Genomic DNA, 14,490 nt, shown 5'->3' with positions numbered 1-14,490 from the left:
TCATAACGCCTCAACTATCATCCGAACAGGTCTCCTTGCCCACTCACGCTTTCCGGGACGCGGAACTGCGTACAATCGAGAGGAATGCGCTGATCCCGCGCGATAATGCCTGTCCGCTTCTGCGCGTGATAGTAACGCTGGGCAATCAGCTTACGAAATGGCGTTTTAACTTCACTGTCTTCGCCGCGCGACCAGTGTGGATCGTAATCCTTGCCACCATTGATCGTGCGAATGTGATTCATGATGCGCTTCGACCGGTTCGGCGCAAAGGCTTCCAACCATTCCTGAAAGATCGGGCTGACCTCCTGCGGCAGGCGCAGCACCGTATAGGCGCTGTAGCTTGCTCCCAGCGATGCCGCCCGCGCCATGATGCTTTCCAGTTCGCTGTCATTCAGCCCCGGAATCATCGGCCCGAGCATGATGCCGGTCGGAATGCCCGCAGCCGCGATCTTGCCGAGCGCGTCGAACCGGCGTTCCGGCGTCGGGCAGCGCGGTTCCATCGCCCGAGCCAACCCTCGGTCCTGCGTCGTGATTGACACCATGGCGCGGGCAATACCGCGCTCTGCCATGGGCGCGAGAATATCGAGGTCGCGCGTAATCAGCGCCGACTTTGTCAGAATCGAGACCGGATGACGGAACTCCGCCAGCACTTTGAGCAGGCCGCGCATGATCTTTCGATCCCGTTCGATCGGCTGATAAGGATCCGTATTCGTGCCGATCATGATCGGACGCACCCGATAGCGCGGCTTGGATAGTTCGCGGCGCAATATGTCAGGCCCATCCGGCTTGGCATAGAGTTTGGTTTCGAAATCCAGCCCGGGCGACAGGCCGTGATAGGCGTGGGTCGGGCGGGCAAAACAATAGATGCAGCCATGTTCGCAGCCCCGGTACGGATTGATCGACCGGTCGAAACCGACATAGGGGCTGACCACCTTGTTGATAATCGTGCGCGGCCGTTCGATCGTCACCGTCGTGCGGACAGGTTTACGGTCCTCATCCGGCAATGCGTCCCAGTCCTCGTCCGTGCGTTCGCGCGTCAACGGCTCATAACGCCCCGTGGCGTTGCTGCGCGCACCACGCCCCTTTTCACGAAGATTCAGCTCTCGACGGGGCTGTTTGTAAGGCAGGATATTGGGCTGAGCCATGAAGGGGTCTCGCAGTGAAACGCTCCCGAATGGCCCAATCGAAGCGGATGGATGATGACACCTCAATAGGAATTATTTCCTGTTATCGTCAAGCCGCACCGGACTCCGTGTCTGTGGATAGGGCTTCAACCGGCCCGACATCGCTCGATTTGTTCGCCTTTCGCGCGCGGAAGAAAAACAGGATCGATCCAATATAGGCAGAGAGCGTTACTGTCAGGAGAATGTAGGGGATCATGGTCAACCCCTCCGGCCCCAATTCTACAGGACCGAACCAGCCAAGGCTCGTGTCCGGCACGCCGCGGAATTCCGCGATCTGCAAGCCTAGCCTCGAAAAATCGCTATAGACCTGAAAGATTTCGTTACAGAGACCCAGCGCGAACAGGCTGTAGATCGCCAGCGCGATCCCCGCCATAAGCCGGTCGAGCCGATGCGCCGCCAGATAGCTCGTCACAAGCATGCCGAAAACCAGCGTCATATAGTTGGAGATCGTCCCGTTCGCGACATTCACGATCTGGAAGAACAGCTGCACATGTTCATATTCGGTCATTCTCGCCCCCTTACAATTGCACGACAGGCATGACGCCTTCACCGAAGATCATGAGCGTCAGCCCGAGACTCGTGCCCAGCCAGACCCAGACGGCATATGACCAGCCCGGCTTGACCCGCTTGACCCCGCGCAAGACCAGCCACCACAGCCCCGCCAGAATGACTGCGTAGAGCGTCCAGGATCCGAGGCCGAGCTCGACGCTCATGCGCATTTCGTCGTTCGGATTGGCGATCAGGCTCAGAATCGCCGCAAATAGTCGCTGCACCGCCGCACAGACCAGCAGGCCCAATCCCAGCATGGCGCGCCCGTCCGAGCGGATCAGATAGTAGCCGAGCATTCCCTGCCCGATCGTCAGCAGCGGCCCCGCCCCCGTTATGATCAGGCCATGAACGGGATCGTCCAGCCCGATCGTGCGAACGCTATTGAGGTTGAGAACCGCCTCATAGCCAAGCGCCTTGGCCGCAGCGAGATGCCCCAACTCATGCGCCATCAGGCCCAGTACCGTAATCAGAAAGATCTGTGCGATCACCTTGATGGCTGGCATCCGTTCCCCTTCCTAACCTGCTGAGCGGCGCGTTACGCTGCGTGGCGGATAAACCCTCTCCACCACGCGGCAGTCGCGCAGCCCTTCAAGACCGTCACGCGCGCCCGGATGCGCTACCGTTCCAGCGTCATGATCCCATACGTGCAGGGGTCATTCGTGCAGTCGAACATTTCGATTTCGAGATAATATTCACCGGAACGTCGGCTCGAGAACTCGACAACCGGCACATCGTCGTCGCTGACATCGTCTTCGATCAGATCGCCATCATCATCGTAGAGGCGGAAATCGATGTCGCCGCAATCGGAGTCGCAGGCCCCGACGATGATATAATCCATGCCTTTATCCAGGCTGAGAACGAATGTGTCCGTGGTCGAATTGCTCATCGAGTTGATCGCGACATCGCCAAATTGTTCATAGCCTTCTGTCAGGGCGACGCCCTGAATGACGAGCAGCTGCGCGACAACTTCGTCCTCGTAAGGATTGGCCTGTGACTGACCCGGCAAACCAGCCGCCAGAGCCGCCGCGATAAGCATGGTTTTCTTCATGATGTTTCCCCCGTTAAGGCCCGAGCCTGATCCGCGCCGCGAGGGGTGTCAAGTCAACGCCCCGGGCGACAGATGCCCGAGACGAGGCACACAGATCTATCGGTTGGGTGGCTCGAACCCGCGATTGCGGCGCTGGACCTTTTCGACAGCCTTGCGCGCCTCTTCCTCGATGGCCGCCCATTCCTCGGCGGTACCACACATTTTGCGGCGGAAATTGGACCCCGTCACATCGCGATATTTGCAGATCACACCGTCCCCATCGACCACGGTCGAGGAAAAGGTTTGCGGCTTGACGACGTTTTCCGCAGACGCCGTCTGCACCGTTTCTGTCGTCTCGGCTGTTTCCACCGTGGCACAGGCGGTCAGCAGCAAAGTCGTACCAAGAGCGGCGATTATATGTTTCGGCATGGTCCAGCGTCTCCTTCAAGTGTCCATTTCAACGCGCGGAAAATAGCACATTTCATGCCATTCGGAAACGACGCCAGGAAAACCACTGCCGCTCAGGCCCGCCCCCCTATCCGCCCGGGCAAGTGAACCGGGCGGATAGGGCCTGCGCGCGCCGCCTAATTGCTGGGTTCGAATCCGCGGTTGCGACGCTGAATCCGGTCCGTGGCCTTTTTGGCCTCTTCCTCGATGGCGGCCCATTCTTCGGCAGTGCCGCACATTTTGCGCCGGAAGTTGGACCCCGTCACGTCGCGATATTTGCAGATGACGCCGTCACCATCGACGACGGTCGAGGAAAAGGTCTGCGGCTTGATGACGGTCTCGCCGGAAGCCGTCTGGACCGTTTGCGTCGTCTCAGCCGTTTCCACGCTGGCACACGCGCTCAGCAGCAAAGCTGAGGCCATGGCTATCAATGTTGGTTTCATCATGGTCGACCGTCTCCTTTGAATGTGACCTGCATCCTAGAGGCGTCGGCCCGCTCCGGGCAACTGGAAAACGGCCTGCTCGATCGGTTCGTGCTGAAGACCTCGCGCGACACCAGTCGCCCTTCCGCTTCGCGATCATCATACAGACCGCCACACAGCGCGATCGATCGCCTGAACCGCAGGCAGCCATCATCGTCCAACCGCGCAATTCAACGCGGCCCAGATAACGCCACCCTTGACTAAGTGACACGAGGCGCGGACCCCTGTCCGTTGACGGACAGAAAGAAGACACACCGATTTACAACGAACACAGGTCCGCGCGCGGTGATCGGCTCGTCCCGCCCATCCGGCCCCGTCGCCCATCCCTGCTTGTCCGCGGCCTAACCGCCCGGTGCCGAACGCGGCTCCGGGCGGATGATTGGCTCACGCGCGGTCCGCAGGGACCAGCGATAGAGGCGGAGGAGGGATCGAAGGGCGCACGCGGCTGCATAGATCCGCGTACCTCCCACCGGGTCCGGCGCGACCTGCCATCACCTGACAGGTCCGAAGGCAGCACGTTCGCTGCACGCCAATCCCGGCCCTCACACCGACCCGCCACACCGAGGGTTATGCCCCACCTCGTGTCTGTGACGGACGAGCCTAACAAACCACGGAAAACGGATAGGGAGGATTAGGTTTGTCGGATTGTGGGCAAGCGACTGAAATCGAAATCGTCCTTAACGGCATAATCAGGGATTAAAGCACGTCCTCGCCCGGACAGGAGGAGGACCTTGATGGTACATTGCACACCCATTTGCTGTGACACGCCATCCACCCTATCCAGTCCGCAAGACCGAAGCCGTGAAAGCGACCCCATGATGAAAGCGAACACCGCAATCACACTCTGCCTTCTGGGCTGTCTTCTCTCTGCCTGCGCGCACACGGTCCAGCCGCTCACACCGTCCGCAACCCTCACTGCGCCTGACGACACCACACCAGATTACGCCACCGCGCCGCTCGACCGCTCCACCCCGCAAGCCACCGCCTATTCCCTCATGATCGCCATGTATCGTGGCGACCCAGCCATGGCCGACGCCATCTTCGCACCTGACGCCCGCCTCATCCGCCTGCGCCGGGATGGACGCGTAGACCCCAACGGCCTTTCCAGCTGGCGCGAGTGGGTCGGGACGCTCGACGTCGGTCAGGCGGAAGAAGAATTGTTCGACCTGGAGGTGAAGCAATCCGGCAAACTCGCCAGCGTCTGGGCTCCGTTCGTCATCCGTGTGGATGGTGTGGTGCGGGGATGCGGGGTGAACCATCTCACAATGGCGGACATGGGCGAGGACGGCGCGAGCGAATGGCGGATCGTGTCGGGGATCGATGTGCAGGCGGAGGGGTGTGAGGAGTTTAGGGATCGGTACTAGAGAAAACACCGATCTTAGTTCACCTCCTGAAAATCGCGATCACGCCAAACCAACTTCCACTTAAAAACCTTTTGATCTGGCAGCCACAGTATACACACTTCAACAATCATGGCGCGGCAAACTAAAATGAGCTGGGTCTACACTGGTTTTGTATCACATTTACAATAATCATATCTAATTTAATCATCTAAATAATCGTATTCCTGTATCGCAATCATTTCCTCGTCTTTCGTAATCATTGTTCGAATTGCTATACAATACTTCGGACTAACAAACCGATATGCAGCTCCATTAGGAGCTATACGAATAATTGGATTGTCCCCCGAAGCCAACTCCTTAAGAACATCAGAAACATTTAATGCGATTTCACTAGTCGAAGCCGGGAAACCTTGCCTAATCAAAGATTCCACATCTCCAGACGTAAAGTCTGTTTTCATAATATTACCGATTGCCCATAAAGTTTGATTTCGCCGGCCAATTTTAGTAGTTATAGAATCCAATCGCTTGCTGATGGCCGCCCAATCACTAGAGTGACTCGACTTAATCCATTCGATTGCAGCTTGCATGAAATCCTCATGAGTAATACTTCCAGATTCAATTGCGTTAAATGCTATCTTCAAACCAATTTCATGTAGGTGCTGAGGGATATAGTCAGTAATAAACGCTACCCTTTCAAGAGACACGTCGGGATCAATCTTAAGATTTAGAAGACCTATGAGCCCTTGCCGAAGTAGAAGCTCAGCTTCATTCTTAGAAAGGCGTTGAACTTCCGGAATCTCTTCAAGCCTGTTGGATATAGTTTGTGCAAATTTTGTTTTAGAAAAATAACGTTGAATATCGTCAGGAACACCGACTAGCAATAATTTAACCCCATAACTAGCATAATCATCATCATCAACGAGAGTGATTAAACCGGCTAGATCATTAATATGCCTTTCATCCTCTATAATGCTTTCAAAATTCTCGATCACAATGACTGATTTTCGAGATTTTCCTAAGGAACTCATTAATGCAAGGCATCGTTCAAATGGTTCGACCTCTAACTCTTTGACAGTGTCTATCAATTGAGCGCTTAATTTGAGTGGACCAAGATTAAGCGACCCTCCGGCTCTAAATGAAGAGCCAGTTTTCGCTCGACGCTCTACTCGATTAAAACAATTTTCAAAAACATTTCCAACTCCGCCAAGGTTTGAAGCTTGCGCCATATTTGCGATCATATATGGATGCTCTCTCTGGCCTAGAAAGCTTTTCCAAAGCCAACTTTTTCCGCAGCCACTCGCTCCATATATCACTATATTTTTATTGCCTGTTAATGCTCGCTCCAGAGCCCTTTCATGTTTGTCTCGTGAAATATACATCCTGTCATTCACAACTGCCGACCTAGGAGTAAAAACTTCATCAGGAGTAAGAGCGCCTACAGTCATTTCGAATTCTCCGGATGGTACGTGAAAACATATAGCCCAAAAACATCTTTAAATGAGCCCTTTAGGAAATTTGAATTTACGAACTTTTCATTCAACACTATCGTTTTGATGAGTACAATTTAGAACCTTCTTCTCTAAACTTTTCCGACATCTCCCGCATCCCCTCCTCCGGCGTCAGGCCCAGCGCGGCCTTCTCATTCTCCCCCAACCCGGCTGCATATTCCCGCACTTCGCGCGTGATCTCCATGGAGCAGAACTTCGGCCCGCACATAGAACAGAAATGGGCGGTCTTGTGGGCTTCCTTGGGCAGGGTCTGGTCGTGATAGTCGCGGGCCGTTTCCGGGTCGAGCGACAGGTTGAACTGGTCTTCCCAGCGGAACTCGAACCTTGCCCGTGAGAGCGCGTCGTCGCGGATTTGCGCGGCGGGGTGGCCCTTGGCGAGATCGGCGGCGTGGGCGGCGAGTTTGTAGGTGATGACGCCGACCTTCACGTCGTCGCGGTCGGGCAGGCCGAGATGTTCCTTGGGCGTGACGTAGCAGAGCATGGAGGTGCCGAACCAGCCGATCATGGCCGCGCCGATGCCCGACGTGATGTGGTCGTAGCCCGGCGCGATGTCGGTCGTCAGGGGACCGAGCGTGTAGAAGGGCGCTTCGCCGCATTCGCGCAGCTGCTTGTCCATATTCACCTTGATCTTGTGCATGGGCACATGGCCGGGCCCTTCGATCATGACCTGGCAGCCTTTTTTCCAGGCGATCTGCGTCAGCTCGCCGAGCGTTTCCAGTTCGGCAAACTGCGCGCGGTCATTGGCGTCGGCAATGGCGCCGGGGCGGAGGCCGTCGCCGAGGGAGAACGACACATCGTAGGCCCGCATGATGTCGCAAATCTCCTCGAAATGGGTGTAGAGGAAGCTCTCCTGATGATGGGCGAGCATCCATTTCGCCATGATCGAACCGCCGCGCGAGACGATGCCGCAGACGCGGTCCGCCGTCAGGTGAATATAGGCGAGGCGCACGCCCGCATGAATGGTGAAATAGTCCACGCCCTGCTCGGCCTGCTCGATCAGCGTGTCGCGATAGACCTCCCAGGTCAGATCTTCGGCGACGCCGTTCACCTTCTCCAGCGCCTGATAGATCGGGACGGTCCCGATCGGCACGGGGGCGTTGCGGATGATCCATTCGCGCGTGTTATGGATGTTCCGGCCTGTGCTGAGATCCATGACATTGTCCGCGCCCCAGCGCGTCGCCCAGACCATCTTTTCGACCTCTTCCTCGACCGAGCTGGCGACGGCGGAGTTGCCGATATTGGCGTTGATCTTGACCAGGAAGTTGCGGCCGATGATCTGCGGCTCCAGCTCGGCGTGGTTGATGTTGGCGGGAATGATGGCGCGACCGCGTGCAATTTCGTCCCGGACAAACTCCGGCGTGACGAAGGCGGGGATATCCGCGCCGAAGCTCTCGCCCCCGTCCACGCGGTCCTGCGCGCCGTCGAGCATGGCCTGACGCCCGAGATTTTCGCGCTCGGCAACGTAGATCATCTCCTTGGTGATGATCCCGGCTTTGGCATATTCATACTGGGTGACGGGCCCTGTGCCGTCCCCACGAAGCGGGCGATGCTTGACCGGAAATTCACGCGCCAGATATTTGCCCGTCGCATGACCGTTATCCTCAGGCTTGACGTCGCGGCCCTCATATTCGCTCACATGGCCACGCGCGGTGACCCACGCTGTGCGCGGACGCGGCAGGCCGCGCTCTACATCGATCTCGATCGCCGCGTCGCTATAGGGCCCTGACGTGTCGTAGACCGGCACGGGTGGCTCTTCGGCGGACGGGTGCAGGTGGATCAGCCGGTGCGGCACGCGCAAGGACGGATCAGCCATGGGCGCGGTATAGACCTTCTCGGAGGCCGGCAGCGGCCCGGTCGTCACGGTCGGCGTCTGGAAATCATCCTGAGTAAGTGGCTTGTTCATCGTGCAGTCCTGTCAGTGTGGACGACACACGTCCCCAAAGGGGCCGCATAATCCGTCCTTCCGCCCCTTGCCGGGGATCAAGTTCAAAGGGTGCGTCTCGACCGTGGGCGGAGTCTGGGGCCGCGTTTGCTTGTGTCATCAGGCCGCGCTGCGCGCGAGCCCGCGCACAAGCGTGCGCGGCACCTTCGCTCTTTTCGATTGATAATCGAAAACTCCGGTCCCGTCTGACGACGATACCGGACCGCTTCGGTGCCCCTCGGATAATGTGACTATGCGCGTAACGGCGAGTTGGTGCAAGCCGGATCGGCGGGCGTCAGCCTGTTGGCGCACCGTAGCGCAGCAAGACCGTGCTGATGGAGCCGTCGGGCGCGCGCCTGACCAGATAGAGACGGTCATATTCCGTCGCTTCGACGATCGGCGTGCCGCCCTCCCCGCCGAGCAGTTCTGTCAGTTGCGGCGTCGTATTGCTGTGCCCGACGACCAGATGCGTGCCTTCGCTGGCAAGCAATCGTTCCGCCATGCCGGGCAGGTCACGCGGATCATAGAGCCGCACGGCCAGTCCGAGCCGATCCGCCAGTGGCGCCGCCGTGTCGCGCGTGCGGCGATAGTCGCTGCTATGGATATGCGCGACATTGGCATCGCGGAGCAGAGCGGACAGCGCTTCGGCCCGGATCGCCCCTCCCTCTGTCAGTGCCGGATCGTCGCCGCCCTGCTTCTCGGCGTGGCGGACCAGAAAGATCGTGACGGGTGCGCTCAGCTTGGAATCCGGCTCTGGTCTGTCCGCCGCGACGGACGCGCAAGCCGACAGAGCCGTCATTGCCATGGCCGCGAGCAGCCCGATGGCGGCCCGTCTATTCCGATATTGTTTCATCATGTCATATCCCTTCTCTTTGGCAGGAGTGCGCGGCTGAGTGTCAGAAGCGGCTTTTCCAGAAGGCGGTAGAGGATCAGAGCCGCGATGAGGCTCGCTGATGTCGCCAGCGCCATGAAGACGGCCATCCCGGACAGGCTCGGCGCAGTCAGGATGCCAGCAGCCTCACAGACACGCTTGAGGGCGAGTATGACAAGCAAGTGGCTGAGATAGAGCGTATAGGACGCATCCCCGATTGCGCGCAGGGCTGGCAGCACGACAATCCCGCCATTGCGTTCAACCGTGACCACCCCGCAGAGCAGGACGGCGGCGGCCAGACCGAAGGTCGCGACCCGGCTATCAATGTCCGGTAGTCCGCCCACTGTCTCGCCCGCAATCATCAGACCGAGAAATCCCATTGCCCCGAGATAGAAGAGGGTCAGACCGACAGATCGCGGTATCGAAAATCGCTGCACCAGCCAGGCCACCAGCGCGCCAAATACGAATTCGAGGCAGAGCGGGCTCATGACGACCCCCAGCCAGCTGTCCGGCAAGGCAGGCGAGTCCGGGCGCAAGAGCCAGATCAGCGCAAGGCCCAGTCCCCAAATCAGGATCGCCCCCATCCGGAACCGGGAAGGTAGCAGCAAAAGCAAGGCGAAAACCGCATAGAAGGCCAGCTCGAAGGTCAGCGTCCAGCCCACGGTCAGCACGGGCTGCACCTCGGTCGGCCATAAGGCCATGGAGGCAAAGAATTGCCCCCAGGCCGTCTGCGCGTCATATATCACCGGTGTGGCGGGCTGTCCGTAGGTGACCCAGAAATAAAGCCCCATCAACGCGCAGAAGACCCACCAGAGCGGATAAACGCGTGTGGCGCGATCAAACAGGAACCGCCCGGCGCTGCGCAGGCCGGACGCGCGTTCCCCCGCGACCCAGACCATGACGAAACCACTGATCACGAAAAACAGATCAACCCCGGCCCAGCCGCGATCCCAGAGCCCGTCCAGCCCCGCACCGCCCGACATGTCACGCCAGATTTCGGCGCTGTGGAACAGCACGACGAGCAAGGCGGCCACGCCGCGCAAGGCTTGTATGGATAATAGCGTCCGCGTCTGCGGAGGGGCTTCGATTGTCATCCCGTCGCGCTACCGACCGCAAGCCCAAATGACCAGATGAAATCCGGATGCGCGTTAACCCTGTCTGGCAATCATTCGGTCAGTAAGTTTACCTATGTTACCACATCCGTAGTGACCAGAGCGGATGATGTGGGAGATCGGGTCGCTTATGTATCAGCTTATTTACCTGTCCGACGCGCGGTCCGGTCTGACGCCGTCGGCGCTGCAGCAGATCGTTGAACGATCGCGTCAGCGTAATCGCACGGCCAATGTGACCGGAGTTGCCGTCATGCATGGCGGCGTCGTTATGCAGTTGCTGGAGGGTCCGGAAGCAGCGGTCCGCGCGACCTATGCGCGAATTGCCCGGGATCATCGTCACGGCAACATTGCCATCATGCTGACGCGGCGATGCCGGACACGCAGCTTTCCAGCTCATCCCATGGCCTTTCATCATGTCGACGAAGACAATCGGAGTTCGGTTCAGATGACCATGAATATGTTACGGGCACGGCACGCCATGCGCATGAGAGCCGTCAATATTGCCAGCTAGCCTGCGTCTACGGCTTGGCGTCGCAACGCGCAGACCTGTCCGGAAGCCCTTGGACAAACGTGACGATGTCATCTTTCAGCGTGCTGCCGCCATCAAAGTAGCGCGAGAGAACCCGGACGGGATCAATATGGTTCATGTCGTCATAAATCCTGACGTCTGCGACCAAGCCCTGCGCCGTGAGGCGTTCCCCCAATGCAGATGCGTTTTTGTACCCAACGGTTTCGTCCTCACGCCCATTGACCAGCATAACCGGGGGTAGCGCATCGACCGTGCGGGCCATCGGCGCATCGTCTCCCTTAAAATGGTCGGGAAAGATGGTGAGGTAAGGTTCATCCGTCATCGGATAGGCCCCTGTGGGCGCTGCGAGGCTGATGATTCCGGCAATCCTGTCACAGGCATCGACACCGGACAGATCCGGAGCCAAGGCCGTCATCAGCACATTATAGCCGCCAGCGGAATGTCCGATCAGCACCAGATCCCTGTCGGGGAAACGCTCTGCGGCGGCAAGAACGGCAGCGCCCGTGTCTGTGATCATATCCGGATAGCGACTGTCAGGATATAGCCGGTAGTCCGGCACAACGACATCATAGCCTTGTTGTGTGAACCCTTCCGCGGCGAACTTGTACATGCCTTTGCTGCCGCGGGTCCAACCGCCGCCATAGACAAACATGATCACAGGCGCGTCTGAAACAGGCTCTGCAGCGCGGTAAATATCCATCGTCTGTCGTGGCAGTTCGCCGTACGCAATATCCTTGTCCCGATCGAAACTGGATGACGGGGTGATGCCATTCAGCACGCTAGCCGCGCTGCACCCCGCGAGAAGAAGTACGAAACCGGCGAGTGAGGATTGGCGAAGGAATGTCATGGCGTGTCTACGGTTGAGCCGGGATAAACGTTCTATGTTCACGCAGCAGGTTTGTCTGTGATGGCAATATGATTGTCCTGCGCGGAAAAGCGCGTGAGCCAAGCTTGCACCGATGAATAGGCTGACAGATCGAAACCGCCCTCATCCGCGACATGAGTATAGGCGTAAAGCGACACATCGGCGAGCGAGCAACGATCGCCGACGAACCAGTCACGCTCTTTCAGATGCGCGTCCATCATGGCCAGTGCGGCGTCGCCTTTGGGCATGAGTTGCGCCAGTTCGTCAGCTCTGGTCTCACGGTCATAATTGCAGATATAGCGGGCCACGGCGATAGCCGGTTCGTGGCGATACTGCTCCCAGAATTGCCATTGCAGCATTTTCGCATGGGCATAGCTGTCCGTCGGGACAAGATCGCTCCCATCAGCCAGATAGCAGATGATCGCATTGCTTTCTGCCAACGTCTTCCCATCATCGAGCGCCAGCAGCGGAATCTGACCCGCAGGATTGAGCGCAAGGAATTCAGCCGTCTGCGTGTCGCCTTTGTGAATATCAACATCGATATGGGTGTAGTCGAGACCCAGATGTGCGGCGACCCACCGGACCTTGTAACTGTTACCGGACGGGAGATAGTCATAGAGTCGCATGCGCGCTCTTTAGTCGCTCGCCCTTCCCTCGCAAGTCCCCATCGTCTAGGCCCGTCCTCTATGTCGCTGCGAGTCCCCCATTGAACACGGCCATTGGCACACTGGATCGCAAGCGATTGCCCGCCGGTTCCGTCCTGGTCGTCGGTGCGGGACTGGCCGGACTTTACCTTGCGTTGAAGCTGGCACCCCGTCCGGTCTATGTGCTGACATCGCGCCGCTCGTCCAAGGGGGCCGCGTCGGCCTGGGCGCAAGGCGGGATCGCCGCTGCCCTGTCGAGTGAAGACAGCGCTGAAAGTCATGCATCCGACACGATTGCCGCTGGAGACGGGCTGGTCGATCCTGTCATCGCCCGTCTGGTAGCTGAACAGGGCGCAGAACGCGTTCATGATCTTGACAGGCTCGGCGTTCCGTTCGACCGGAACGAACAGGGCGAGCTCTATCTCTCGCTCGAAGCGGCCCATTCCATGCCACGTGTCGCCCGGGTCAAAGGCGATACGGCGGGACGCGAAATCATCACAGTCATGGTGCGCCAGGCGCAGGATGCAGATCACGTCGAAGGGCTGATCGGCTGGCGGGCGGAAAGCCTGCTGCTGGATGGTCAGGGCGGCATTGCCGGTGCGATGGCCCGCCGCGACGACGGGGCGCTATTGGCGCTGGAAGCGGATGTGACCGTCCTGGCGACGGGCGGTGTTGGTGGGCTGTTCTCGGTCACGACCAACCCCCGCACGGCCCGCGGTGACGCGCTGGGCATGGCCGCTGTCGTCGGTGCCGTGATGCGCGATATGGAATTCGTGCAGTTCCATCCCACCGCGATCGATATTGGGCGTGACCCGGCGCCCTTGGCAACCGAAGCCCTGCGCGGCGAGGGCGCCACCCTGGTCAGCGCCAATGGTCGCCGCTTCATGCAGCGCTACAGTCCTCAGGGCGAACTGGCGCCGCGCGACGATGTCGCCCGCGCCATCTTTGCCGAGATCCAGGCGGGTCGACAACCTTTCCTGGACTGCCGCAAAAGCATCGGTGCGCATTTCCCGGATGAGTTTCCGACGGTCTTTCAAAGTTGCATCAGCGCCGACATCGACCCGCGACGCGATCTGATCCCGGTCGCGCCTGCCGTACATTACCATATGGGCGGGCTGGCCACCGACAGTCACGGCGCGACATCGCTGCCGGGCCTCTACGCCATCGGCGAATGCGCTGCGACAGGTCTGCACGGCGCGAACCGGCTGGCATCCAACAGCCTGCTTGAAGCCGTCGTATTCGGCGGGCGCGCGGCGGAGCATATCAACGCCATGACCGTTCCCGAACGTCGCGCCGATGGGGTTCGCGTGCAGCCTTGGCTCTCAATGGGGCCGGATGTCAGCCAGTCCCTGCGTAACAGCATGACGGAGCTTTGCGGCGTTCAGCGCAGTGCTGCCGGCCTGAACCGTCTGCTGGACATTATCGACGAGCTGATCGCCCGGGTCGGGCGCGCCAACCCGCTGATCGCCAGCCATATGATTGCGGCGGCAGCCCTCGCCCGGGAGGAAAGTCGGGGTGGACATTACCGCGCAGACTTCCCGGATCAGGATAAAACCAGCCGCTCCAGTTTCATGACCTATGACCGGCTGGAATAGGCTTAGCCAGGCTGACGATGCCACAGAAGCGCAAACATCAAGGTCGCCCAGAATGCAACGAGCAAAACGCCTCCGGCATAGGCGCTGTGCAGCGGGTTGTCGGCATAGATATGGGTTATGCCCATCGCATCCAGAGTTACCGACAGACCGTCCATCAGCATGGCCGGCATGGCCATCAAAGCCGTTGGCACGACCATTTCATGCTTCGTCCGGCCGCTCAGCCGGGCTGTGATCAAAAGCGTCGGCGGCGCGATCGCGATCGCGATCAACAGAAACAGAACATGCATACCCAGATCGCCGTAAAAGTAGGGATGCAGAACCCGGATCATGACCACCCCCAACAGCCAGAAAACAATACCGTAAAGAATGAACGTCCACTTGCGATCCATGATCAACCCTCCAATGTAGCAGTT

16 protein-coding genes are annotated in these 14,490 nt (G+C 58.9%); 3 read left to right on the top strand and 13 right to left on the bottom strand.

The window, feature by feature from the left end; translation table 11 throughout:
• Positions 1 to 17: 17 nt before the first annotated feature.
• From AB6B39_RS07010 to AB6B39_RS06985, 6 genes are all read right to left on the bottom strand, one after another.
• Entirely contained in the window at positions 18 to 1,145 is a 1,128-nt protein-coding gene (locus AB6B39_RS07010; protein WP_284369322.1) for a PA0069 family radical SAM protein, read from the bottom strand.
• A gap of 88 nt (positions 1,146 to 1,233) precedes the next feature.
• Positions 1,234 to 1,692 (bottom strand): hypothetical protein, encoded by a 459-nt coding sequence (locus AB6B39_RS07005; RefSeq protein ID WP_284369324.1) that lies wholly within the window; start codon positions 1,690 to 1,692, stop codon positions 1,234 to 1,236.
• Positions 1,693 to 1,702: 10 nt separating this feature from the next.
• Positions 1,703 to 2,236 carry a hypothetical protein gene (locus tag AB6B39_RS07000; protein ID WP_284369325.1) on the bottom strand — a complete coding sequence of 178 codons (534 nt, stop codon included), beginning with the start codon at positions 2,234 to 2,236 and terminating at the stop codon, positions 1,703 to 1,705.
• A 113-nt stretch (positions 2,237 to 2,349) separates the two neighbouring features.
• Positions 2,350 to 2,781 carry a hypothetical protein gene (locus tag AB6B39_RS06995; protein ID WP_371398731.1) on the bottom strand — a complete coding sequence of 144 codons (432 nt, stop codon included), beginning with the start codon at positions 2,779 to 2,781 and terminating at the stop codon, positions 2,350 to 2,352.
• 96 nt (positions 2,782 to 2,877) lie between these two features.
• On the bottom strand, positions 2,878 to 3,189 hold the full coding sequence (locus AB6B39_RS06990; protein WP_284369329.1) for a hypothetical protein: 312 nt from the start codon (positions 3,187 to 3,189) through the stop codon (positions 2,878 to 2,880).
• 155 nt (positions 3,190 to 3,344) lie between these two features.
• Positions 3,345 to 3,653: a hypothetical protein gene (locus AB6B39_RS06985; RefSeq protein WP_284369331.1), complete on the bottom strand. Its 309-nt coding sequence runs from the start codon at positions 3,651 to 3,653 to the stop codon at positions 3,345 to 3,347.
• 851 nt (positions 3,654 to 4,504) lie between these two features.
• Between AB6B39_RS06985 and AB6B39_RS06980 the strand changes: the two genes are divergently transcribed.
• Positions 4,505 to 5,053 (top strand): hypothetical protein, encoded by a 549-nt coding sequence (locus AB6B39_RS06980; RefSeq protein ID WP_284369333.1) that lies wholly within the window; start codon positions 4,505 to 4,507, stop codon positions 5,051 to 5,053.
• A 179-nt stretch (positions 5,054 to 5,232) separates the two neighbouring features.
• Here the strand turns inward: AB6B39_RS06980 and AB6B39_RS06975 are convergent, their stop codons facing one another.
• The 4 genes from AB6B39_RS06975 to AB6B39_RS06960 form a co-directional block, all read right to left on the bottom strand.
• Positions 5,233 to 6,477: an AAA family ATPase gene (locus tag AB6B39_RS06975; protein WP_284369335.1), complete on the bottom strand. Its 1,245-nt coding sequence runs from the start codon at positions 6,475 to 6,477 to the stop codon at positions 5,233 to 5,235.
• 97 nt (positions 6,478 to 6,574) lie between these two features.
• Positions 6,575 to 8,443, bottom strand: coding sequence for a phosphomethylpyrimidine synthase ThiC (gene thiC / locus AB6B39_RS06970; RefSeq protein WP_284369337.1), 1,869 nt, complete (start codon positions 8,441 to 8,443; stop codon positions 6,575 to 6,577).
• Between the two features lie 313 nt (positions 8,444 to 8,756).
• Positions 8,757 to 9,317: a phosphoglycerate mutase family protein gene (locus AB6B39_RS06965; protein ID WP_284369339.1), complete on the bottom strand. Its 561-nt coding sequence runs from the start codon at positions 9,315 to 9,317 to the stop codon at positions 8,757 to 8,759.
• On the bottom strand, positions 9,314 to 10,426 hold the full coding sequence (locus AB6B39_RS06960) for an acyltransferase family protein (protein ID WP_284369341.1): 1,113 nt from the start codon (positions 10,424 to 10,426) through the stop codon (positions 9,314 to 9,316). Before AB6B39_RS06960 ends, AB6B39_RS06965 begins: the two co-directional genes overlap by 4 nt.
• 148 nt (positions 10,427 to 10,574) lie before the next feature.
• Here AB6B39_RS06960 and AB6B39_RS06955 point away from each other — a divergent pair, with 148 nt between their 5' ends.
• Entirely contained in the window at positions 10,575 to 10,955 is a 381-nt protein-coding gene (locus tag AB6B39_RS06955; RefSeq protein WP_284369343.1) for a BLUF domain-containing protein, read from the top strand.
• A gap of 7 nt (positions 10,956 to 10,962) precedes the next feature.
• Here the strand turns inward: AB6B39_RS06955 and AB6B39_RS06950 are convergent, their stop codons facing one another.
• On the bottom strand, positions 10,963 to 11,820 hold the full coding sequence (locus AB6B39_RS06950) for an alpha/beta hydrolase (protein ID WP_284369344.1): 858 nt from the start codon (positions 11,818 to 11,820) through the stop codon (positions 10,963 to 10,965).
• A 38-nt stretch (positions 11,821 to 11,858) separates the two neighbouring features.
• Entirely contained in the window at positions 11,859 to 12,464 is a 606-nt protein-coding gene (locus AB6B39_RS06945; RefSeq protein WP_284369345.1) for a glutathione S-transferase family protein, read from the bottom strand.
• An 80-nt stretch (positions 12,465 to 12,544) separates the two neighbouring features.
• On the opposite strand from AB6B39_RS06945, the gene AB6B39_RS06940 reads away from it, so the two are divergent.
• Positions 12,545 to 14,077 carry an L-aspartate oxidase gene (locus tag AB6B39_RS06940; RefSeq protein ID WP_284369346.1) on the top strand — a complete coding sequence of 511 codons (1,533 nt, stop codon included), beginning with the start codon at positions 12,545 to 12,547 and terminating at the stop codon, positions 14,075 to 14,077.
• 2 nt (positions 14,078 to 14,079) lie between these two features.
• Here the strand turns inward: AB6B39_RS06940 and AB6B39_RS06935 are convergent, their stop codons facing one another.
• Entirely contained in the window at positions 14,080 to 14,466 is a 387-nt protein-coding gene (locus AB6B39_RS06935) for a hypothetical protein (RefSeq protein ID WP_284369348.1), read from the bottom strand.
• Between the last annotated feature and the right edge of the window lie 24 nt (positions 14,467 to 14,490).

The sequence above is a fragment of the Algimonas porphyrae genome (assembly GCF_041429795.1).
Taxonomy (GTDB): domain Bacteria; phylum Pseudomonadota; class Alphaproteobacteria; order Caulobacterales; family Maricaulaceae; genus Litorimonas; species Litorimonas porphyrae.
This window is presented reverse-complemented; position numbering and strand designations above follow the sequence as displayed.

What these genes read in the sequence shown, in the direction of transcription:
- AB6B39_RS06980 (WP_284369333.1), top strand. Translation starts at nt 4,505, where the DNA reads ATGATGAAAGCGAACACCGCAATCACACTCTGCCTTCTGGGCTGTCTT.
- AB6B39_RS06960 (WP_284369341.1), bottom strand. Translation starts at nt 10,426, where the DNA reads ATGACAATCGAAGCCCCTCCGCAGACGCGGACGCTATTATCCATACAA.
- AB6B39_RS06935 (WP_284369348.1), bottom strand. Translation starts at nt 14,466, where the DNA reads ATGGATCGCAAGTGGACGTTCATTCTTTACGGTATTGTTTTCTGGCTG.
- AB6B39_RS07010 (WP_284369322.1), bottom strand. Translation starts at nt 1,145, where the DNA reads ATGGCTCAGCCCAATATCCTGCCTTACAAACAGCCCCGTCGAGAGCTG.
- AB6B39_RS06955 (WP_284369343.1), top strand. Translation starts at nt 10,575, where the DNA reads ATGTATCAGCTTATTTACCTGTCCGACGCGCGGTCCGGTCTGACGCCG.
- AB6B39_RS06965 (WP_284369339.1), bottom strand. Translation starts at nt 9,317, where the DNA reads ATGATGAAACAATATCGGAATAGACGGGCCGCCATCGGGCTGCTCGCG.
- AB6B39_RS06990 (WP_284369329.1), bottom strand. Translation starts at nt 3,189, where the DNA reads ATGCCGAAACATATAATCGCCGCTCTTGGTACGACTTTGCTGCTGACC.
- AB6B39_RS07000 (WP_284369325.1), bottom strand. Translation starts at nt 2,236, where the DNA reads ATGCCAGCCATCAAGGTGATCGCACAGATCTTTCTGATTACGGTACTG.
- thiC (WP_284369337.1), bottom strand. Translation starts at nt 8,443, where the DNA reads ATGAACAAGCCACTTACTCAGGATGATTTCCAGACGCCGACCGTGACG.
- AB6B39_RS06995 (WP_371398731.1), bottom strand. Translation starts at nt 2,781, where the DNA reads ATGAAGAAAACCATGCTTATCGCGGCGGCTCTGGCGGCTGGTTTGCCG.
- AB6B39_RS06975 (WP_284369335.1), bottom strand. Translation starts at nt 6,477, where the DNA reads ATGACTGTAGGCGCTCTTACTCCTGATGAAGTTTTTACTCCTAGGTCG.
- AB6B39_RS06950 (WP_284369344.1), bottom strand. Translation starts at nt 11,820, where the DNA reads ATGACATTCCTTCGCCAATCCTCACTCGCCGGTTTCGTACTTCTTCTC.
- AB6B39_RS07005 (WP_284369324.1), bottom strand. Translation starts at nt 1,692, where the DNA reads ATGACCGAATATGAACATGTGCAGCTGTTCTTCCAGATCGTGAATGTC.
- AB6B39_RS06985 (WP_284369331.1), bottom strand. Translation starts at nt 3,653, where the DNA reads ATGATGAAACCAACATTGATAGCCATGGCCTCAGCTTTGCTGCTGAGC.
- AB6B39_RS06945 (WP_284369345.1), bottom strand. Translation starts at nt 12,464, where the DNA reads ATGCGACTCTATGACTATCTCCCGTCCGGTAACAGTTACAAGGTCCGG.